The sequence below is a fragment of the Paenibacillus sp. MER TA 81-3 genome, assembly GCF_023713585.1.
GTDB classification, from domain to species: Bacteria; Bacillota; Bacilli; order Paenibacillales; family Paenibacillaceae; genus Paenibacillus_B; species Paenibacillus_B profundus.
Genome location: NZ_JAMAWB010000017.1, coordinates 120,778 through 141,961 on the forward strand (window position 1 = coordinate 120,778; position 21,184 = coordinate 141,961).

Consider the following 21,184-nt stretch of genomic DNA (forward strand, 5'->3'; position numbering starts at 1 on the left):
AGCTGCGATGAGCGCCATAAAGGTACGTGATTTGAGCAAGACGTTCGCCTATTATCGCAAGCAGAGCGGCCTCAGACATTCGCTGCGGAACTTGTTCCACCGCGAGCAGCTGTACCGCCATGCCGTCGCCAATATTTCGTTCGACATCGGTCAGGGCGAAGCGGTCGGATTCATCGGACCGAATGGAGCGGGCAAGACGACGACGCTCAAGATGCTGTCAGGCATCCTGCACCCGTCTGCAGGGGAGGCGCGGGTGCTCGGCTATGTGCCATGGGAGCGCTGCCGCGAGTTCAAGCGCCGCTTCGCGATCGTGATGGGCCAGAAGAGCCAGCTCTGGTGGGATCTGCCGGCGAACGAATCGATTTATTTGAACAAATGCATTTATGGAATCGACGAGCGCGAGTACCGGATGACACTGGACGAACTGGCCGAAATGCTTGATGTGAAGCATCTGCTCGGCGTGCAGGTGCGCCGCTTGTCGCTCGGCGAGCGCATGAAGATGGAGATCATCGCTGCGCTCATTCATCGGCCGAAGCTGCTGTTTCTGGATGAACCAACACTGGGGCTGGACTTCGCCGCTCAGCAGAACGTGCGCCAATTCCTCAAAGCGTACAAGGAGGAGAAGCAAGCGACCATCCTGTTGACGAGCCACTACATGCGCGATATCGAGCACGTCTGCGGACGGGCGCTCGTGATCCATGGCGGGCAGATTGCTTATGATGGGAAGCTCTCCCGGATGAGCGAGTCGTTCGGGCGCCGCAAGCGGATGAAGGTGCGGTTCGCCGCATTCATTCCGCCGGAAGAGCTGCATGAGCTCGTGCGGCTGCTGGCGGTTGTCCGCACCCACGACGGCTTGACGGCCGAGCTGGAGGTGTCGGCGGATGAGGTGAAGCCGTTGGCCCGGTTGCTGATTGATCACGACCTCGTCGAGGATTGGACGGTCGAGGAGGTCCCCGTTGAGGAAGTGATCGAGCGGCTGTATAAAGCGAAGTTTGGGAATGAAGGAGAAGGGGACGATGGAGAAGCACCCGGAACGCGGCAGCGGCATGCGCAAGAGGGATAGCGGTGAGCCGGGCAGCATGCAGCCTGAAGCTGGCGCCGTGTACAGCAAGCGATCGCGCAGCGGCAAATACGCCGCCGCGTTCAAAATTGGACTACAGGCATCGCTTGAATACAGGCTTCAGTTCGTCATCGGACTCGTCAGCCTCGTGTTCCCTGTCGGCATACAGTCTTTGATCTGGACTGCGGTGTACCGCTCGTCTGCCCAAGACGTATTGTACGGATACGATTACGGCCAAATGATACTGTATACCATTCTGTCGGGCATCGTGGCGAAGTTCGTCATGACCCAGCTGGAGCACACGATCGCGGAAGATATTAAGAGCGGCGGACTGAACGCTTACCTCGTGCGCCCAGTCAGCTATTTTGGCTATCGGCTCAGCGCCTATGCGGGGAGTCGGGTCGTGTCCGACAGCGTGCTGATCGTCTTGGTGACAGCGGTGCTGCTGATCGCGATCCGTTATGGGCACACGCCGTTGTCACCGGTTCGAATCGGGCTGTTCACCGCGGCCCTCGTGCTTGCGGCAGCGGTGCAGTTCCTGCTGTCGTATGCGATATGCGCGCTGGCGTTTTGGCTGGCGGAGATTTCGTACTTCTTCGTCATTACTGGACTCGTCGTGCAAATCTTAAGCGGAGGGATGGTGCCGCTCGAAGTGTTTGGCGAGACGCTGAATGGATGGTTTAATCTGCTGCCGTTCAAATATACGATTTATTTCCCGGTCAACGTGCTCAATGGCCGGCTGGCTGAGGGAGAAGCACTGACTGGCATCTTCATCCAATGCGGTTGGATCGTGCTGCTGGCCGGAGCCGCGCATGCGGCGTGGCGGCTTGGCTTGAAACGGTACGTCGGGTTGGGAGGGTGATGTTCGATGAGCACCGGATTGCTTGCAAAATGTCGCGCAGCATTAGACAGAGGAACCGAATATGTGCGGCTATATGGATTGTTCGTCAAGAACTGTCTTTCTGCCGGCATGGAATACCGCTTTAACTTCTGGATGGGCATTGCAGTCGAAATCGCCTTTCTATGCGCCAAGGCGTTGTACATTCTTATCGTGTATCAGACCGATTTGCATATCGGCAAGCTGACTCCAGACCACATCCTGCTGTTCATCGGCACCTACACGATGATGACCGGCCTGTACATGGGACTGTTTTATGTTAATTTTATCCGCCTGCAGCAATACATCAGGGACGGCACGCTCGATCTGCTTATGACGAAGCCAGTCTCGCTGCAATTTCTCGTCTCGCTTCGCTACGTCGACATTGGCTTGCCCGTGCCCAATGTCGTAGCCGGGGCGATGATGATCGCCGTCGGCTGGCATCGATCTGGACTGCCGCTTAACGGAAATATCGCAGGCTTCGCTGCTTTGCTGCTGGCGGCCCTGGCCGTCACATACGGGATTATGCTGCTGCCGGCCTTGCTGGCCTTCCGCTTCGTGCAGACCGGGGCAGTGACAGAAATCGCGCATTCCATCTGGGATGCGAACAATATGCCGCTCGATATCTTCCCGCAATGGCTGCAGCGCATCGGCGTGTACATCATCCCTGTGTTTCTCATCAGCAACTATGCGCCGAAGTTCGTCTTGAACGAGCTCGCCATGGGGGATATCATCTGGGCGGTCGCAGCGCCCGTCTTGCTGTTCATGCTTGTGAGATGGTGCTGGAAGCGATCCGTCCGCAGCTACAGCAGCGCCGGCAGCTAGATGGTGCCGAATTGGATACGGAGGAAGGAGATCGTCATGGTGGATACAGCAAAAGAGAGACTGCGCTATGAGCACAGCTTTTTCAACTGCCGGAACATTCAATTGTCCCTTGCCTTGCAGGACTGGGGGATTCCTATCGAGCTGCTGTATTACAATGCATGGGAGAGCACGAGCGACATTTACGAGCATTTATATGTGAAAAAGTCGAAGCCGTGGTTCTACGCCTCCCCGTGTCTTGAACCGGCAGAGCTGGAGCTCATTGAAGTTCCATTCGAGCGTGTGCCATATACGTGCTATGACGATATTGCACCGCTCTTGAAGGAGGCGGATTCCGCCACACGCGCTATCTTTCTCTGGGTTATCTGCGGTGAAGTGCCCTATGCGAGGCCAGAAAAGTTCGGCAGTCCGGAAGCGGAGCACTCCATTTGGATACGCGGGTGGGCTGCGGAGGAACGACCGGGCGTGTCCTTGGGTTATTACGTGCGTGATATGTATCCCGAATACGAAGGGACGGTATCTGAGGAAGATATCCGAAGAATGTGCGAAGACCCGCGCATCAGGGAGGAGGACAGGAAGGCGTTAATCCTTAGGAATCGGGAGCAGCCGGAAACTGTAGACGTGGAACGGATAATGGAGCGTTATACCGACCGAATGAGAGTCTTAGAGGATGATCTGTCCTTCTATGACACGGTATGCACATTCGCGGCGAGCGGCGATGCCGGGTCATTCGCTGACCTGACGGAGCTGTACGATTGTCATGCTCATGCCTTCAAGTTCATCGCGGGCTCGCGCTATGTATTCTCCTGCTTCGTGGAAGCGGTGGAGGGCATAGGCGAACGGGCGCATCTGCTGCGGGACATCGCACGCAAGGCGGACGCACTGAAAAATGTCTTCCTGATGGCCGTCCATAGCGGGCGAGCAGATGCCAAGGCCATCATTCGGATGTGCAGCGGGCTTCAGAAGCTGGAGTATCAATGGAAGAACAGCGGGCACAATCGACTAAACTGCCATCTCCCGAATCTTTTGACATCTGGTTCCATAATCAATTGATCTAACATATTGACTGACTTCCGTGCAATGGTCCTTACGTCCATTCTCCCCTACAGTCAGGAAGGGGAACAACGAGGGTAAGGCACATGCCGTTTCGTGAACTATGGCATGAAGCGGCCGCTTCTGATAGCAGTTAGCCAGAATCGTCAAATGTGCGTGCTGCCTCCTGATGGCAGTTAACCAGAATCGTCAAATGTGCGTGCTGCCTCCTGATGGCAGTTAACCAGAATCATCATTGTGCATGATGCCTCCTGATGATAGTTAACCAGAATCGTCATTGGGCATGCCGCCTCCTGATGAAAGGGGAGAGTGAAGCAAAGAGGCGGAAGGAGCGACTCCCCTTCAGTCTGATCGAGCCACTGCACGCCTGCGAAAGAGAGGGGGGCTGTTGTTTTCGGACTGCCTGCTTACTACGAGAACAGGCCTTGATTCTCTATGTTTGTAGAGAATCAAGACCTTGTTCAGTACCCTCGGATTGCCTCGGATTTTTGCTATCGCAGCTATACGGTCGGCGGCGCTGTTCTCACCTAATCTGCTGCACCGCCATCACATGCCGCGGCTGACCGTAGCAGGCTGCTGCTTCGCATGCCGCTGCGACCAGTATCCAAGGCTCATCGTGCCGAGCAAGAGGATACCGGTCACCCAAAAGACCGCGTGAATCGAAAACACGCCGCTTATGGCGCCGCCCACGAGCGGTCCCAGCATGCCGCCGAGCTGGCTTGCGGTCTGGTTCAAGCTGAAGGCGCGGCCACGGAACTCGCTTTCCGTCGTGCGGACGACGAGACCGTTCAACGCTGGGAACACGGCGCAGAAGAAGATGCCGTACATGAACCGGATGATGGAGAACCACCATATGTTGTGGAACGGAATTTGGAGCAGTGTCCCAATACCTCCGGCCAGCAGGCCGATTAACAATATTTTGTGAAATCCGATCCGGTCGGCCAGTTTCCCCCAGCGGGGGGCGAACAGGATGCCGGCAACCCCGACCAACGAGAAGACGAAGCCCGCAGCCAGTGAAGCATCCTTAGCCGAAATGCCAAGCTCTACAATGTACAGTGGCAGCACCGGTTCAATCGTCATGACGGAGAACTGGGTACAGAGCGTCAGGACGAGCACGATCATGAACGGCCTGTTATGAGCCGCCAGACTAAACGTGTGCACGATTGAGCCGCTGTCCTTGCTCGGCACGAAGGATTCCTCTTTGACCCAGAAAATAATGAGCATCGTCGCAATGAAGCAGAGCACCCCGGCGCTGCCGAAAGCGATCCGGTTATCGAAAATTTTCGACAACACACCGCCCAGCATCGGCCCCATAATGCTGCCGGTTGCGGTAGCTGTAGATATCATCGACAGCGCATAGCCGACCTTTTTCTCCGGAGTATTCGTGCCGACGAGCGCGATGGAGCCCGGAATGAAGCCAGACAGCAAACCCTGCAGCAGCCGCAGCACGAGCAGCTGATACGGACTGGTGACGAACGCGGTCAGGAGATAAATGACACACAGTGCCAGCCCTGCCCGGATAATCATCGGCTTGCGGCCGTATTTGTCGCCGACGGCGCCCCAGAAAGGCGATGCGATGGCCCCGGCCAGAAAGGCGCTGCTGAACAAAATCCCGGACCATAGCTCGATATGGTCATTGACGCCGATCTGGATCAGGAACAGCGGCAGGAACGGAATGACCATCGAGAAGCTGGAGGATACGATGAATGAGCCGACCCATAGAATCCATAAATTTTTCTTCCATGTTTCCATTAGATCTTCACTCCCCATATTTAGACCGAACACTTTAGACCTAAACTATTATACAGCAATCTTCATTCTTTTTCTCCTCTGACGCTGTAATGGAATGATATAATCCTACAAAAAAAGCCTGTTGTTACGGGAAAAATGGATAGAAAAAAAGGCTCCTTCCTATAATTCAGAAGAAAGCCTCGTTGTTAGCTTGAGCTATCAAAAATTACACACGCTGCTCCTCTCCGTGCAGCTGTTCGTGTTCTTCGCCGATCCCGTATCGCGCGAGCGCCTTGGCCGCACTTTCACACATGCGGCGCTGCAATTTTTCGCCTTCGATGATGCGCACCCGTTTGCCGAGGAAGCGGATTTTGGACAAAATATACTCGCATTCGTCCCCCCTAAATGTAAGCCGGATCTGATATGTATCCGTGTCATCGAAGTATTCCACTTCCTTCTCGAAGCACGAGAACGCGTACATAATACGGGACAGCTCCCTGTTATAGATCCGTATTACTTCGATGACTGCATGCTCTTTGTGGGAATCTATGATGGCGGCGATCTTGCTCAGCAATTCCTCCGCTCGTGCAGGAGGAATCTCCTCTTGCTGCACATCTGCGATATTCCGCAGCCTCGTCGACATGAACATATGACGGCGTGGATGGTACCAGAGCAAGAACCACTCCCGCTTGACCATGGAATATTCCAGCTTATAAGGGAATCCGGATTGCTCGTGCTGCATGCCTCCGTGCTTGAGCCGATACGAAATGCGGCTGCCTTGACGCTCTGCAATAATACGGCGCAAGGGGCGCAGGAGCGGGTGGTATACTTGGCGCTCGACGCTGGCTGCCTTCTCCATGACATGCTCCGTGATATCGATGTCCGCCTCAACTTGCAGCACGGCCGCAAGCTTCGCCATCGTCTCCGGCGTGAACGCTTCGGCTGCCGCAGGATGGTCCATCATCGCTCTTAACCATGACCGTTCGTGTGAAGTGACGGCGAACGCGCCGGACTCTTCCAGCCGCGACATAATCTGATAATTAAAAATCTTTTCGAACAGGTTCATCGTCATAGTACGATTGAATCTCCTTCCACTCGTCGATCAGCTCCTGCCGGAGCTTCAGCGGCTTCAACACTTCGCAGCTGGAACCGAAGCTGCGCAGCCATGGTTTGATTTCCGTCATCCCGTTCACCGTGATTTCATATAGGAACGAATCGTTATTTTCCTCGACGATGCGCCCCCATTGGCCTTGCAGCAGCACCCGCTCTTTGATGAAGTTCGTGCGAGCGCCTTCCGGGTTATAGAACCGCGCCCGCACCCTTACCGGATGACCGGTGTCGACGAGCCAGCTGTGACGCGTTCGCTCTTCTAGTTCCTGCAGCTTGCGGGTGAACAGTTCTTCAGGTACGGCTTCGCCTTCCTGAACTTGAGTCAGTCCCTCCATCCGGTATTTCATGAGCCCTAGCCGGGAGGTGTGGCCGAGCAAATACCATCTGCCGTATTGATGGTCATAGACCACCTTCAGCGGCAGCACGCTTTCTTGCTTCCCTTGCGTCTCGCGTTGGAAGAGCGGATTCGTGTTCTGGGAGGCGTACTTCTTCCGCGCCTTGGGCGAGAAGTAGAGGAACGACAGCTTGCGGCGCTCTCGTATCGCTTGCAGCAGTGTATACAGATGCGCCTCATCCAAAATGCGCGAGTAATAATGATACTTGTACAGAAATGGTTCCGCCATGCTGGCGTCCATTTCCTTCAGCTTTAACGCTTGCTTCAAATTATCCCTGAGGATATAGCCCTGAACGGAAGGCACCTGCGTATTCGCCATGACATCGACGAAGTCGTACAGATCGATCAATTCGTCATCCGTCAGTTCGTTGACAATATCATGGCGCATCGAATATCGGTAAGGCCGACCGCCTTTCATTTTACGAATGACGCCGATGTCCTCCAAATATTTCAGATCGGAACGAATCGTCTTTTCGTCCGGAAGCGGATATTCTTCAGGAAGCTGGCAGCTGCAAGCGTCAATCAGCTCCATGGCGGTCTTGGCTTGCTCCTGCAAGGCTGCCAAGATAACCGACAAACGATAGCTTTCCGATTCCTTCAACGATTTGGCCCGGAACAAGAACAGCAGCATCGGGTCCGCCGATTCATAATAATTGAAGCGCAGTGTCTCTGCGAACTCCTGGCCCTGATCTTGGGGGAGCTGCTGATATACCGTATGTACGATTTCCTTCAGGCGCCGAATCGTCTTGTCGAACGTATGCACCGATATGCCCAAGCGCTGCGCAAATTGCTGCCGGCTGTAAGCGCCGCTGGTCAGCACGAGCATGCGCAGAAACTGGATTTCTTTATCGAAGCTCTCTTTTGCCATGGGAGGAGCCTCCTTTCCGGTCCTTTCAAGACTATCTTCCATTCTAGCAGGGGAGACATATGGGGGAAATGAAAAACTTTTTCTCATGTCGTAATACTTCCGCCATGTTCGCGCCTTCAAAAATGAGCGAAGATAAGGACGTGAAGCCGACACCTCAGGTGAAGGCGGCACGGCGGTCCATGAGGCGCATGGACGGGTTACTTCGCCTTTTAAGCGACAGGTCGTTGGTTCGAGTCCAACTCCCGCCACGTATGGCGGGATAGCTCAGGTGGTAGAGCAGTTACGTGCCTGTCCGCCCAACTTCCTCATGGATCGTCTCCAAAAAACAATATCGTGAAGCGAGGCGTTCGAAAGGGATCCTTCGACTTTTATGGGAAAAGTAATGACGGTGTCCACCGGTTCGTCCGGAGCATCATGCGGCCTTTTCACTCTTTTCCTCGCTTCTGTTATTAACTTGCATGTAAATGATTGAATCCGGCGAGGCGCCGGGGAGGGTTCCTTCGCATAGAGCGACCATCTAAGTTTGATTGGGCATTATGGCAGGTTCGAATCCTGCATACAACCTTCCCCCACTTTCCTCGCCGCTTATTTCTATGAACTAGGAGGCTGAACAATCATGAGCTTTGCACGAAAATTGTTTTCGGCCGTGAAGCCGACGACAAGAAACAAAGACGGTTATCCTGCATATACGCGTTCTGCGGAGGAGCAATATCTGCAGACGCTTTTGACGAATACAATGGGCAATACATTTTATGCGGATCGGAACGAGCTGCAGGAGGACGCAGGGCAGATGCATCTGGAGATGGCTGATCGCAATCCGCAGTTCATGGCCAAGGCGCTTGTCTATGCGCGCAATGAAGGCTACATGCGCCTGCAGCCGCTGTATGGGCTGGCCGTGCTGTCGTATTACCGTCCGGATTTGTTTGCGAAGGTGTTTCTCAAGGTGGTGCTCATCCCTTCCGATCTATCCGACTTCCTCACCATCCTGCAAGGCTTGGGTCGCGGGGAGGGCGGACGCGCCGTGAAGCGGCAGGTGAACCTATTCCTCACCGGCGTATCGGAATATTGGGCGCTTAAGTATAATGGTCGCGGCCGCGGGTACAGCCTGGGCGATGCGATAGCCACGGCTCATCCGAAGCCGGCGGACCTGAAGCAGCAGGCGCTGTTCCGGTATTTGCGCGGGCATGAGGCGAATCTGGCCTTGCTGCCGCAGGTGGAGGCGCTGGAGAACTTGAAGCGCGCGAACACGGAGAAGAAGCAGCTCCGCTGGATCGCGCAGGGAAAGCTCCCATATTCGACCGTGACAGGTGCAATCAAGCCTACAAAGGCGATATGGGAAGCTCTGCTGCGTCAAATGCCTGCGTTTGCGCTGCTGCGCCACCTGAATGCGCTGCTCCGGGCGGGCGTGTTCGAGAGCGAGGCGAACTTGAAGTATGCCGTGCAGCGGTTGACCGATCGCGACGCGCTGGCTAAGGCTAAAATATTGCCGTTCCGCTTCGCCCTTGCATATGAGCAGGTCGACCATCCTGTACTTCGCGACGCGCTGCGTGAGGCGGTGGAGCTGACCTTCGGCAACTTGCCGGATCTGGGCGAGCAGACCGCGATCTTCTTGGACATCTCAGGCTCGATGAGTGGGGAATATTTGCGAATCGGGTCGGTGTTCGCGCTGGCGTTATATAAGAAAACGCAAGGCAACTCGCTGTTCTGGCTATTCGACACGAAAGTGTTGGACGCCAAGCCGTCGCGGCATGACAGCATCTTGACTCAGGCAGAGCGCATCCGAACCCGCGGGGGAACCGATACCGGAGCTCCGGTGCGGGAACTTCTCCGGCAGCAGAAGAAGGTCGACCAGATCGTCATCATTACGGATGAGCAGCAGAACAGCGGCAGCCCGTTCTATGAGGCGCTGTCTGCTTACCGCGCGAAGGTGAATTCAGAGGTGAAGGCTTTCATCGTGGACATCGCGCCTTATCGCAATGCGATGGTGCCTCCGCAGGATCCGAACACACACTACGTCTATGGATGGAGCGACAACGTGCTCACGTACATCGCCCAGACGGTGAAGGGCTACTCGACGCTTATAGAGCGCGTGGAAGCTGAAGAACTATAGAAGAACAGAAACGCAACTCGATAACATAGATAGGAGGGACGACCATGTCCGATGTTAAGCAAACGATATGGCAGGAGCTTCGGCAAGTTGAGCGGCAGGAGAACGTGCGCATCGTGTACGCCTGCGAATCTGGAAGCCGGGCATGGGGATTCCCATCGCAGGATAGTGATTACGATGTCCGCTTCCTGTATGTCCGGCCGGTGGACTGGTATAAGCAGCTGGAAAAATGAACTGGAGAATCGCACACGGACGGGCGGACAAATTGCACCGGAGCAAATGAAGGCGGCCGTTCAGAGCTTCGGCGTGGAGCTGCGCGGAGCGGGCACCGACGAGAGCCCGTTCGTGTACCGTAAGCTGCAGGATGTGCTGGACGCCCATGCAGACACGATCGACGTGCTGCACGTGCTGAAGCCGTTCGGCGTCTGCATGGCCTGCGCGGACGAGTTTGACCCTTACAAGGATTAATGCAAGCCTTTGGACCAGCCCCGTGGGGAGGAACAAAGGCTTTTTTGCTGCTGCACAGAAGTGTCATGGCTGCTCGTGGTTCCTCCCGCGCTCCCTCCCCTAATTCATAAAGGCCTTATGCTCATTCTCCCATCCACTCAGATCTGGAAACTGTCCTCGGCTCGACGTTGACCATGTGTTGCTTGAATGCATATGCCCAATCTCCCAATCAATCAGAACCGTGGCAGCAGCCGAATGCACATCGTTTTCCGGTAGCAGCTGGCCATTATGATTTCAACTATTCAAAATATGGAAACAAAAGAGATATTTATTATTCCCTGATGGAAGGGGAGAATGAAGCTATATACTTGTGAACGAGCACAACAGGGATAACAGGGATAACAGAGATAACAGAGATAACAGAGATAACAGAGATAACAGAGATAACAGAGATAACAGAGATAACAGAGATAACAGAGATAACAGGGGTCAAAACAGGTTTCATGTATATGGTATAGGGAGCCGCGACTTGGTGTGCTATATGGAGGCTAAGTTGGCGATTCTGTCGAGCAGTGGAAAATGTCCAATGGAATGCCGCGTTGTCAGGGCGAAATGCTCTTTTCATTGGAAAACTTCCAATCAAATCGCTTTATTTCCGGTCGGCAGCACATTATTAGGCGAATTCATTGGACAATTTCCAATGGAATGCCCCTTCAGCAGAGCTGTCCCCTAATCCACTGGACATTTTCCAATAAAATAAACTCCTCCTGACGTTCCGACCAGACTTTGTCGCATCCGCTACACTCCTCATCCCAACAAACTCAGATTTAAACAAAAAACAGGCTAACAACGGGGTTCACGTCGTCAGCCTGTTTGCTCTTGTTATGAATTAAATATACGTTAATTCACAGCTACCCACACGTCAGCGTTGCCTGGCTTTTCGGCCTGAGTCCACCAGCGTGCTTCATAGACGACGCCGTTGTGCGTCACCCGGTTGCCAGTGACATACACTTTGCTCGCTTCCCACGCTGGATAGACGCTGCTGTCGTTCGACGTCTTAACCTTTAATGCGGATGAGGATGATGACTTGTTCCCGGCTGTATCCACGGCGAGGACAGCATACGTATAGGACGTATTTGCCGTCAACCCAGAGTCGGTATAGGAGGTCCCAGTCGCCTTGCCGACAAGTTGGCCGTTCCGGTATACTTCATATTCCTTGATGCCGATCGCCGAAGAAGAAGCGGACCAATTAAGTGTGACGCTTGTCTTTGTTTGAGATGGGGATACGACATTGGCCGGGGCTGTCGGCAAATCTTCGCCAGAGCCGCCATTAACCAAGTTCACGTCAATGACTTGGTAGAAGGCATTGGGGGTGTTGGCGATCTCCCAGACGCCGAGAATAACATGGTAGCCGCTGCGGTCGGTAGGCACGCTGCATTGATGTGTGACCTTATTCGATGGTGTTGCGCCGCCATCATTGAAGGAACAGAACAGTTCCAAATTGGCGCGGGCAAGCGGCTGGTTCGGGTCCCAGCCTTTTTTTGTAATGTAATATTTCCATTCTTTCGTAGCGTGAGGAGCAGTCAAATGCCATTTAAATGTGTTGGTGCCGCCATTGATAGTAACTTTGTTCCAGCGAGTCGCACTTTGCGCGTCAAGCTCCGGGAACACGCCGCCGCCGGCGATGTGGCCGTCAGCAGGACCGCCTGATGGGAACGATCCCGGCGCTTCTACGCTTTGCGGCTCATACTTTACTTGACCGCAGTTCGTGTTCAAATCTTGGCTGCATTGAAGTGCGCGGCTTGCAGGCGCCTCAATATATCCGTGTGCCGAAGCGGTTTCTGCGAACACGACCATACAAGTCACACCGAGCAGCAGGGCAGCAAAAGCGACGAACAATGGCGATACTTTGGATAACATGTGGTTCCAAATGCGTGAATCTGTCATTTCATTACCTCCTTGGTTTGGGTGGATTATGGAATACAAGCAACATTGTGACTGTACTCTATTAATGAGCTGTTGCATCACCTCCTTCATAGAATTAAAGCGTTTATGTTATTGGTGGTTGAGAAAGCTAGCCGATCTAAGGCTAAGACTGGGAGCGTATAATACGTTACGGCGACCTGCAGTTGGACTAGATATGGAGCATACTATTTGGAAATGACGGACAACACTTGTATAAAAAGACGATCCAATAAATCAACGGATGCGTTGACAGATTCATATGAGACATGATGCGAAACTGGGGCTGTGATGTATGTTATCAGGAGAGCAGAAGGTCTAAAAGAGACTGATGCGAAGCCTTTCTAAGGTGCTGGACGATAAACGATGACTTCACCATAAGATTTGGTAAACGCTTGCAGGAAGTGCTTTGAAATGAATAAACCAGTTCTGGAAAACGTAAGTCAACATGCGGTTAATTGGCAAGATAAGCTGGGTGGATTATTGCTGCACAAGAAAAACGATTCATAATAGATGGGCGGGGATCCAGTTATTTCAACACATTATACTAAAGTTTAACCGCTTATGCTATAAGAAATTTTAATTATTTTGAAGTGGGACAAAAATAGTAGTGCTGCAAGCAAAAGAGCATCTGCATTGCGCCAATGGTAGTGGGATAAAAGTAAGAATGGGAGGGGAAAGAAGAAGATTTTTGAGGATCAACGATCAAATTACACAAGGGTATTTAGGCATATGCGAGCTGTCTTGTAGGAACGTGAGGATGTTGCTATGATGGTGGTATTGTTAGCCAAATTGTTAGCCAATCTATTCGTCATTCGAGGCAACCGCCCTAATGAACAGGGAAGGAGTCGATATTATGAACGATTGCAATGAAATGAAACCTGAAGTGTGCGCCTATCTGGAGCGCATCGGGTATGAGGGGCCGATGGAAATCAGCGCCGCAGCGCTGGCCGAATTGCAGGAGTGCCATCTGCACGCGGTGCCATACGAGAACATCGACATTGTGCGCCGCATTCCATTGTCGCTTGACATTCCGGAGCTATTCAATAAAATTGTCGTCCGACGTCGCGGAGGCTACTGCTTCGAGCTCAACGCTCTATTTGGCTGGCTGCTGCGTGAGCTTGGCTATCCAGTGACCGACCTTATGTCTCGATTTTGGCGCGACGAGCCGAATCCGCCACCGAAACGGCGGCATCATGTGCTGAAGGTGGAAGTGGGAGGGTCTTTGTACCTATGTGATGTGGGCGTGGGCGGGATTGTGCCGTGCCGGCCGATTCAGATGATCGAAGGACTTGAGCACCAGCAGGGCGATGAATGCTACCGCTTGGAGCGCGATCCTGAATTTGGCTGGATGCTGTGCGAGCTCAAACGTGGCGAATGGTGTCAGCTCTATTCCTTCACCGAGGAGCCGCAGCTTGCTAAAGACTTCATTATGGCCACGTATTGGTGCGAGAACGCGCCGGACTCGATTTTTATTCAGGATGCAATGATAGCGCTCCGTACCCGCGAGGGGCGCAACACGGTTGCCGGTCGGGAATTCCGCATATTTGCCTCCGAGCAGGTGAGCACCTTTATCCCACAGACTGAAGCGGAGTATGAGGAAGCGTTGCGGTCTTATTTCGGCATTAATCTCAATGAGATTACAGTGTGAACGAAATATATAGATTTGTCGGCAACATTACGGAAACGGATGAATGATATCAGTAAGAAAATACAATAGAATATTGTAGAAAAGCTTCGAATCTAGCGATTTTTTCCCAGATCTATATCGGGAGAAGGTCGCTTTTTTTTGACATTCAAAACCAAATTATGACTTTATTTTTGCATTGAGTCAAAAGTATTGTATTTACACAACAAATTTAATTTAGTACAATTCTATCAGTTTCCAAGATGAGAGGGATCTGGAAAATAGGAGGATGAACGCAAATTAATCTACTAAAAAATACCAAACTCGCTGAATAAGGAGGAATTCATAGTGTTTTACAAATCAGTGCTTCATCGATGGTTGGCGCTTGCGTTAACTATCATTTTGTTCGTGACATCCGCTCCAGGGGCATTCGCCATGAGCGGAGAGACGAACGGTTCCGCGATGCTGATGATGTCGGAATCTCAGCAGGCGGATGCACAAGTCGGCAAGGTGGATGCCGCGCTATTCGAGCAATTTGCTAGTCAGAAATACCTCACGTATATTGTGAAGCTGAAAGAGCAGGTCAATGTTGAAGCGGCATCGACCCTCGCAGCGAAGTATTCTGCTTTCTCTGGGGAGACCTCTGCGAAGCGGAAGCAGACGGTGCGCAGCTTCGTCCTCAACTCCTTGATGGAGACAGCGGACCGCGTGCAATCTCCGTTGTTAGATGAATTGGAAGCAGGGAAGCGTTCCGGAACGGTACAGGACTTCCGGGCCTATTACATCGTTAATGCGGTGGCCGTTACGAGCACGCAGGACGTGATGGAGCGACTGTCCATCCGCTCTGATGTGGAGGCCATTACCCCTAACCATACATATACGTTGGATACGCTTGAGAGCCCGGAGGAGGAGGTTCAGCCACGCTCCTTGAATACCATGAACGACATGAATGCTATGAGTGGCACCGAGGGCAAACCGAACGTTCCTTGGAACTTGCGAAACATTAACGCGCCTCAAGTGTGGGAGATGGGCATTGATGGCACAGGCATCGTCGTTGCAAATATGGACTCAGGCGTTGACTGGACCCATCCAACGCTGCAGCACAAGTGGAGAGGGTATAATGCCCAAGGCGAATTGGACAAGCCAGAGCTGCACTGGTACGATGCTACGCTAGAACAGAAAAAACTTCCGTACGACGGTAACGGACATGGTACCCATGTTATGGGCACGATGGTTGGCTCCGAGGTGGATGGGAAGAACCCAATCGGCGTTGCCCCGCAGGCGAAGTGGATTGCGGTGCGTATTTTTGACTCGTCAGGATCAGCGACGGACGCTGGCATTTTGGCAGCTGGTGAATGGCTTATGGCGCCTACCGACAAAAGTGGACGCTCTTATCCTGAGCTGGCGCCGGATATCGTGAACAATTCGTGGGGCAACGTGCAAGCCGGGAAGAATGAGTTCTTTCATGACATCGTTAAGGCATGGCGGTCAGCTGGCATTTTCCCTGCCTTCTCTGCGGGAAACACGAAGCCTCCGGAGAACAACGGAGGTCCAGGATCGATAACGCCTCCGGGCAACTACCTGGAATCATTCGCGACCGGAGCCGTCGATATCGATAACCGCCTGGCCAGCTTCTCGCTGCAAGGACCGACTCCATATGGACAGATGAAGCCGGAAGTGTCTGCCCCGGGCGTTAATATCCGTTCGTCCATGCCAAATGGGAAGTATGGGCTCATGAACGGGACGTCGATGGCCAGTCCGCATACGGCAGGGGTTGCCGCTCTGCTGTTGCAGGCTAATCATTCGCTGACGGTGGAAAAATTAGAGAGCATTTTGAAGAATACGGCGGTACCGCTAACCGACGATGAATTCCCTCAGACGCCGAACAACGGCTTTGGATGGGGCATCGTCAACGCTTTGAATGCGGTATCCTCGCTCAAGAGCGGACTCGGCTCTGTGGAAGGAACGATCACGATCGATGGATCGGATGACGGCAAGCCTGTCATCGAGCATACACCGATTACACTGACCTTCAATGCGATGGAGCTGGATATCTTTGCTCGTGCCATGGATGATAATAGCGTCGTGACCGTTGAGCTCATGGTGCGCGCGGTTGGCGGGAAGGATTGGACGACACTGCCGATGACCCGCATCTCAGGCAATCATCAGGATGGGAAGTATGAAGGGAACATCCCGGTGACTTTGCTTGTGAAGGAGGGAATTGAATACCGGATCCGAGCTGTTGATTTCAGCGGCAACGAAGTAGAGACAGACATCTATCCAGTGAAGGTATCGGAAGGAGTCAAGCTGGGATATAAGCAGGATTTCGAGCAAAATATCGAAGGGTTCGACTTCGGTGGCGAGCTTGGGATTTGGGAATGGGGCGAGCCGACGACAGGTCCCGGCAAGGCTTATTCCGGAAGCAAGCTGATGGCTACACGCCTGCATGGCAATTATCCGGAAGGTGTGAAGGAGACGTTCTTCGTGCTGCCATTAATCGACTTGAGAGATGGCGAGCATACCATCTTGTCGTTTAAGCATTGGCACAAGCTCGGCGATTGGTTTTTCGCCTTGTTCGACAAAGCGGAAGTGTTCATCGGCCGTAAATCGAATGGCTTTCAATACGAACTGGTGAAAGATTTCAGAATGAATAGCAAAGGGTGGCAAACGGAGTATCTCGATTTATCACCGTACAAAGGCGATCAAATCTATGTCCTCTTCAATCTGCGCGGTGAGAACGGCAGTGATGAGGGCTGGTATGTTGATGACATTGAACTCATCGGGCCGAATCAAGCACAGCCTGCGACACCAATAGCGAAGGTGCGGAGCAATACGCCTGGCCGTGTCATTATTGAGTGGGACAAGGAGCCGCAGGGCGATGTGATGGATTATGTCGTCTGCCGCTCCACTACACCAGGCGGGGGATATGAAGAAATCGGAACGAGCAAAAACCGCAGTTACGGGGACCTTCCAACCCTGCAGCAAGGCACATATTACTATATCGTTAAGGCGAGAACATATAGCCAGGTGCTAAGCGAGGCCTCGAATGAAGTGTCATGGACATTCACGGGCGGCACGCCGATTTTTAGCGATGATTTCGAGGGACTAGATAAGGGCTGGACACTGGAAGGCGAGAACAATCAGTGGGAGCACGGCGAGCCTAATCCGAAGTACGGACCGAAAGAAGCGGTATCTGGAAGCAAGGTGTGGGGAACCAATTTGTCTGGTTCTTATTCGAAAAATACGGATCAAAGTCTTATTTCCCCGGAAATTGATTTGACGGGTGCGCAGCATGCTTCCATCTATTTTCAGCAGTGGTATGATATCGACGGCGATCTTGACAAGGGAACTGTTGAAATCAGCTCGGATGACGGAGCCACGTGGAGAGGGCTGGCCTCTTATCCCAAGCCGTCGTATGACAGCAAGCATCCTCGCATGTTCTGGTATTTGGATGAGCTTGGAATTGATGATTACGCAGGAAAAAAGGTGAAAATTCGCTTCCGCTTGAAGAGCGGCAATAGTACAACCGGAAAAGGCTGGTATATTGATAACTTCGAAGTGAGGGATACACCGCCCGTCAAGACGGTCAGTTCTTCCATGAATGCTTCAGAGGACGCATCGCCAGGGGACGAACAGCATATGCCGGAAAAAACGGATATGAAGGCTTCACCCGAGAAGATGAATATGGTGGATCCATCCAATCAACCTCAGCCGGATATGACAAATGAGCTGAGAGCAAAGGACATGACGGACGCACCGCCAGCCGAGCCGAATCGTCCAACCAAGACGGATGCGCAGAATGGTCCGGTTGACCGTGAAGGAGCAACGACGCCAAGTCTGCTCATCTCTGCATGGAAAGCAGCGAGACAGGAAGCGCAAACGCAAGGAACCGGCCAATCTCGTCTGCCGGCAGCGGCGACGGTAACAATTGTAGAGACCGACCGCTCCGCGAAGACAGACTTGGGTTCGGGGCGTTACAAGCTTCAGCACCCGCCGGGGGACTATCAGATGAGAGTGGAGGCTTACGGATATCGGACCGTCAATCAAGGTGTAACCATTACGGACAAGCAGCCGACGGAGGTCGACATTCATTTACAGCCGCTGCTCAAGGGAACGATTATTGGCACCGTTACAGATGAGGCGACAGGCAGACAGATTGCCGGCGCCAGCGTACGGGTGATGGAGGATGCTCATGTGCCTTCTGTCATGACCGATGTCAATGGGAATTATACAATCGAAGCATATGAAGGAGATTATCGACTTCTCGTGTCTTCATTGGGCTACTTGTCCTCTGAGCAGCAAGTAAGCGTTATAGGCGAGCAGAGCGTCACGAAGGATATCGCTTTGAAGTCTTTCATGGGAACAGCCGATGAGCTCGCCTACGACAGCGGCAAGGGAGATAATGCGATCGCATATTATAGCCCGGGAAATGGTTATGCCGTACGAATGACGACGAAAGGTCAGGCGCAAGTGACGGGAGCCCGTATGTTTTTCTGGGATGAAGGCTGGCCGGAACCGGGCGGGACGGAATTCCAATATGCGATGTACGACGCGGAAGGACCTGATGGCTTGCCGGGAGCAATGATCTCTGGTCCGCATACGGGAACGGCCCAATTAGACGGAACGTGGACCGAGGTGGATTTTCCGAATACGCCAGTCGTTAATGGTGACTTCTATGTTGCTTACATTCAACCGGGATCTTATCCCGATGTTCCAGGCCTTGCTGTAGATCAGACAGGAGCCAACCATAAGCGTTCCTGGAAGCTGGAGAATGGATCATGGAAGCAGGCAGCTGAATCGCAAGGCAATTATATGATTCGGGCCCGAATTACGAAGATCGGAGACGATTCACCGGCTACGGAGATCAGAGTGGAGCCGCGGGATATTGCCCTGTTCGAAGGACAACAGACGCAATTGATCGTGAAGGCGCGCAATGCAGCAGGGTACGAACGAGATGTGACACAGCTGGCGTCTTACCACATTGAAGCCGATCAAGCAGCCGCTGTAGACAGCACGGGGATAATTACTGCGCTTGGTGAAGGCGAAGCGGTTGTCACTGTTACCTATAACGGGCTGCAGGACACGGTCCGCGTGACTGTAGAAAAAGCACCGGACATTCCAGATGGAGAAGTTCGCTCCATATCGGTTCATCCGTCGAGCTTGACGTTAACCGAAGGGAAGTCGGCACAGTTGAGCGTTACTGCGGTGGTGTATGTTAACGGGGAGAAGAAGACGGTTCCGCTTGTGCAGGGCTTGACATTCGTGTCTTCCGATTCCGATATTGCTGCGGTGAATCATATGGGTTGGGTCACTGGCCATCAAGCCGGGAACACAACAATCACCGCCCAGTATGGGGAACTGCAGGATGCCGTGCATGTTACGGTCAAAAAGAGTGCAGAACCGCCACAGGAAGAAGTAAGGTCTATCACGGTTCGTCCGTCTGCGCTTGCGTTGACGATAGGGGAATCGGCACCATTAAGCGTTACGGCATCGGTATATGCCAATGGGGAGTTGAAGACGGTTCCGGTTATGGAAGGACTGAAGTTCTCCACGTCTGATCCGGAGGTGGCCAAGGTCGACGACACGGGCCGGGTCAGTGCTCATCAATTGGGAGAAGCGCGTATCCATGTGGAGTATGGGGCGCTGCAAGCGGCTGCGCAAGTGACGGTGAAGAAGCCGGATACGCCTACACCGCCTGCACCTCGGCCTGATACGTCTAGGTCTGCTCCTTCTGCATCATCTTCTGGTGCCGGGACTGTTTCCGCTCCAGATAATGGGACACCGATCGTTGCCAATGGCAAAACAATCGGAAGCTTGAAAGTGGAGCGAAAAGAAGGAGTTAAGAACGCGCGCGCTATCATTGCTCAAGCATGGCTGGACGATGAGCTTGCCAAGGCTAAGACGGGAGCAAGCAACACGCTAACACTCGACTTGTCGTCCGTGGCATTTGAGGATTATGGTGCCGTCAGCATTGAACTGGCTTCGTCGTTAGCCAAGCAGCTAAGCGCGTCGGGCAAGGCTGTTAAAATGAACGGTACACGGTTTGGATTGACCATTCCTGCAGATGCGTTACCAGACTTTATGAGTCAGAGCGGGCTGCAGCTGACGATCGCTGTGAATCCCGACATGATCGGACAGAGCGACAGCATAGTTAAAGGGGAAAAAGCGTCTATTGTGTCGGACATCGTCACGATTGGCACTGAGCGCAAGACATTGAACAAGCCGCTTAGCTTTACTATGCAGTTGGATGACAAAGTCGTCCGTGATAAGCGCAAAGCCGGTATATATTATCGCAATGATACGAAGGAACGCAATAAGTGGGAGTTTGCCGGGCTGGCTCCTCGAAGTGAGCAGCAGAGCAGCAGCTCAGAGCTTCTCATTACGATTCAACAGCTCGGCTCCTATTCTGCATTGGAGTACGGGAAGACATTCGCGGATATTTCCAATCATTGGGGCAGAAAAGAAATTGAAGTGTTGGCTTCTCAGCATGTTGCCGTCGGCCGGAATGAATACCAATTCGCTCCGAATGATCAGGTCACCCGGGCAGAGTTCATGACTTTGCTGGACCGTATTCTAGGCAAGGAAGCGGATTGGGCGAAACGGGCAAGTGAGCCGGGAGCACACGACATCCTGCGGCGCGAGGAGATGATCGTCATGCTCGTGACGGCGCTGGATGTAGAGCTGCCGCGTAAACAAGAGAACGACGGATGGGATGTTCAAGACACTGTTTCCCTGGAAGCCCGCGCTGCCGTGGCCTATGCTTACCGCAACGGATTGGTGAAGGGTATCGGGAACAACCGATTCGCGGGCGATGCGCCGACATCTCGTGCGCAAGTCGCTGTCATTTTACACCGAGTATTGGAGATGCTTCATCGTATATAAGCGGAGCAGCGGGCTGTAAACAGCTAGAAAGCACTCTGAACAGCTAAAATGAACTTTGAACAATTAGTATGAACTCCGAACAGCTAGTATGAACTGTGAACAGTTAGTATGAACTCTGAACAGCTAGTATGAACTGTGAACAGTTAGTATGAACTCTGAACAGCTAGTATGAACTGTGAACAGTTAGTATGAACTCTGAACAGCTAGTATGAACTGTGAACAGTTAGTATGAACTCTGAACAGC

At 52.9% G+C, this 21,184-nt stretch carries 11 protein-coding genes, 1 tRNA gene and 2 pseudogenes; 10 read left to right on the forward strand and 4 right to left on the reverse strand.

Annotated features, from left to right (window positions below):
* Positions 1 to 7 precede the first annotated feature (7 nt).
* Genes M3650_RS22300 through M3650_RS22315 form a run of 4 tightly spaced genes read left to right on the forward strand, consistent with a single transcriptional unit; the run spans position 8 to position 3,812 of the window.
* The gene (locus M3650_RS22300) at positions 8 to 1,063 is read left to right on the forward strand and encodes an ABC transporter ATP-binding protein (RefSeq protein ID WP_251577916.1); all 1,056 of its coding nucleotides are present in this window, start codon (positions 8 to 10) and stop codon (positions 1,061 to 1,063) included.
* A complete protein-coding gene (locus M3650_RS22305) occupies positions 1,017 to 1,922 on the forward strand; it encodes an ABC transporter permease (protein ID WP_251577918.1) in 906 nt (301 codons plus the stop codon). The genes M3650_RS22300 and M3650_RS22305 overlap by 47 nt, the downstream gene beginning before the upstream one ends.
* Positions 1,923 to 1,928: 6 nt before the next feature.
* Positions 1,929 to 2,762, forward strand: coding sequence for an ABC transporter permease (locus M3650_RS22310; protein ID WP_251577921.1), 834 nt, complete (start codon positions 1,929 to 1,931; stop codon positions 2,760 to 2,762).
* A 36-nt stretch (positions 2,763 to 2,798) separates the two neighbouring features.
* Entirely contained in the window at positions 2,799 to 3,812 is a 1,014-nt protein-coding gene (locus M3650_RS22315) for a hypothetical protein (protein WP_251577946.1), read from the forward strand.
* A 546-nt stretch (positions 3,813 to 4,358) separates the two neighbouring features.
* On the opposite strand, the gene M3650_RS22320 is transcribed toward M3650_RS22315, so the two are convergent.
* The 3 genes from M3650_RS22320 to M3650_RS22330 all read right to left on the reverse strand — a co-directional run bounded on the left by M3650_RS22320 (position 4,359) and on the right by M3650_RS22330 (position 7,915).
* On the reverse strand, positions 4,359 to 5,564 hold the full coding sequence (locus tag M3650_RS22320; protein WP_251577923.1) for an MFS transporter: 1,206 nt from the start codon (positions 5,562 to 5,564) through the stop codon (positions 4,359 to 4,361).
* A gap of 205 nt (positions 5,565 to 5,769) precedes the next feature.
* Positions 5,770 to 6,615: a WYL domain-containing protein gene (locus tag M3650_RS22325; RefSeq protein WP_251577925.1), complete on the reverse strand. Its 846-nt coding sequence runs from the start codon at positions 6,613 to 6,615 to the stop codon at positions 5,770 to 5,772.
* A complete protein-coding gene (locus tag M3650_RS22330; RefSeq protein ID WP_251577927.1) occupies positions 6,584 to 7,915 on the reverse strand; it encodes a helix-turn-helix transcriptional regulator in 1,332 nt (443 codons plus the stop codon). Before M3650_RS22330 ends, M3650_RS22325 begins: the two co-directional genes overlap by 32 nt.
* Before the next feature lie 171 nt (positions 7,916 to 8,086).
* Between M3650_RS22330 and M3650_RS22335 the strand changes: the two genes are divergently transcribed.
* The 4 genes and pseudogenes from M3650_RS22335 to M3650_RS22350 all read left to right on the forward strand — a co-directional run.
* Positions 8,087 to 8,163 (forward strand) — tRNA-Ser (locus M3650_RS22335).
* Between the two features lie 368 nt (positions 8,164 to 8,531).
* Entirely contained in the window at positions 8,532 to 10,025 is a 1,494-nt protein-coding gene (locus M3650_RS22340) for a TROVE domain-containing protein (RefSeq protein ID WP_251577929.1), read from the forward strand.
* A 44-nt stretch (positions 10,026 to 10,069) separates the two neighbouring features.
* A pseudogene (locus M3650_RS22345) lies at positions 10,070 to 10,237 on the forward strand (DNA polymerase beta superfamily protein); the annotation flags it as partial.
* A 2-nt stretch (positions 10,238 to 10,239) separates the two neighbouring features.
* Positions 10,240 to 10,490 (forward strand): annotated as a pseudogene (locus tag M3650_RS22350) (RtcB family protein); the annotation flags it as partial.
* A gap of 879 nt (positions 10,491 to 11,369) precedes the next feature.
* Here M3650_RS22350 and M3650_RS22355 read toward each other — a convergent pair.
* Complete coding sequence (locus tag M3650_RS22355; protein WP_251577931.1) at positions 11,370 to 12,416, reverse strand: lytic polysaccharide monooxygenase; 1,047 nt, start codon at positions 12,414 to 12,416, stop codon at positions 11,370 to 11,372.
* An 871-nt stretch (positions 12,417 to 13,287) separates the two neighbouring features.
* On the opposite strand from M3650_RS22355, the gene M3650_RS22360 reads away from it, so the two are divergent.
* Together M3650_RS22360 and M3650_RS22365 are read left to right on the forward strand one after the other, a co-directional pair.
* Positions 13,288 to 14,082 carry an arylamine N-acetyltransferase family protein gene (locus M3650_RS22360; RefSeq protein WP_251577933.1) on the forward strand — a complete coding sequence of 265 codons (795 nt, stop codon included), beginning with the start codon at positions 13,288 to 13,290 and terminating at the stop codon, positions 14,080 to 14,082.
* Positions 14,083 to 14,406: 324 nt separating this feature from the next.
* Positions 14,407 to 20,940, forward strand: a complete 6,534-nt coding sequence (locus M3650_RS22365; protein WP_251577935.1) for a S8 family serine peptidase — start codon at positions 14,407 to 14,409, stop codon at positions 20,938 to 20,940.
* Positions 20,941 to 21,184 lie beyond the last annotated feature (244 nt).

Excerpts from the sequence above, each read along its gene's own strand:
- M3650_RS22300 (WP_251577916.1), top strand. The coding sequence starts at position 8 with ATGAGCGCCATAAAGGTACGTGATTTGAGCAAGACGTTCGCCTATTAT.
- M3650_RS22305 (WP_251577918.1), top strand. The coding sequence starts at position 1,017 with ATGGAGAAGCACCCGGAACGCGGCAGCGGCATGCGCAAGAGGGATAGC.
- M3650_RS22310 (WP_251577921.1), top strand. The coding sequence starts at position 1,929 with ATGAGCACCGGATTGCTTGCAAAATGTCGCGCAGCATTAGACAGAGGA.
- M3650_RS22315 (WP_251577946.1), top strand. The coding sequence starts at position 2,799 with ATGGTGGATACAGCAAAAGAGAGACTGCGCTATGAGCACAGCTTTTTC.
- M3650_RS22320 (WP_251577923.1), bottom strand. The coding sequence starts at position 5,564 with ATGGAAACATGGAAGAAAAATTTATGGATTCTATGGGTCGGCTCATTC.
- M3650_RS22325 (WP_251577925.1), bottom strand. The coding sequence starts at position 6,615 with ATGACGATGAACCTGTTCGAAAAGATTTTTAATTATCAGATTATGTCG.
- M3650_RS22330 (WP_251577927.1), bottom strand. The coding sequence starts at position 7,915 with ATGGCAAAAGAGAGCTTCGATAAAGAAATCCAGTTTCTGCGCATGCTC.
- M3650_RS22340 (WP_251577929.1), top strand. The coding sequence starts at position 8,532 with ATGAGCTTTGCACGAAAATTGTTTTCGGCCGTGAAGCCGACGACAAGA.
- M3650_RS22355 (WP_251577931.1), bottom strand. The coding sequence starts at position 12,416 with ATGACAGATTCACGCATTTGGAACCACATGTTATCCAAAGTATCGCCA.
- M3650_RS22360 (WP_251577933.1), top strand. The coding sequence starts at position 13,288 with ATGAACGATTGCAATGAAATGAAACCTGAAGTGTGCGCCTATCTGGAG.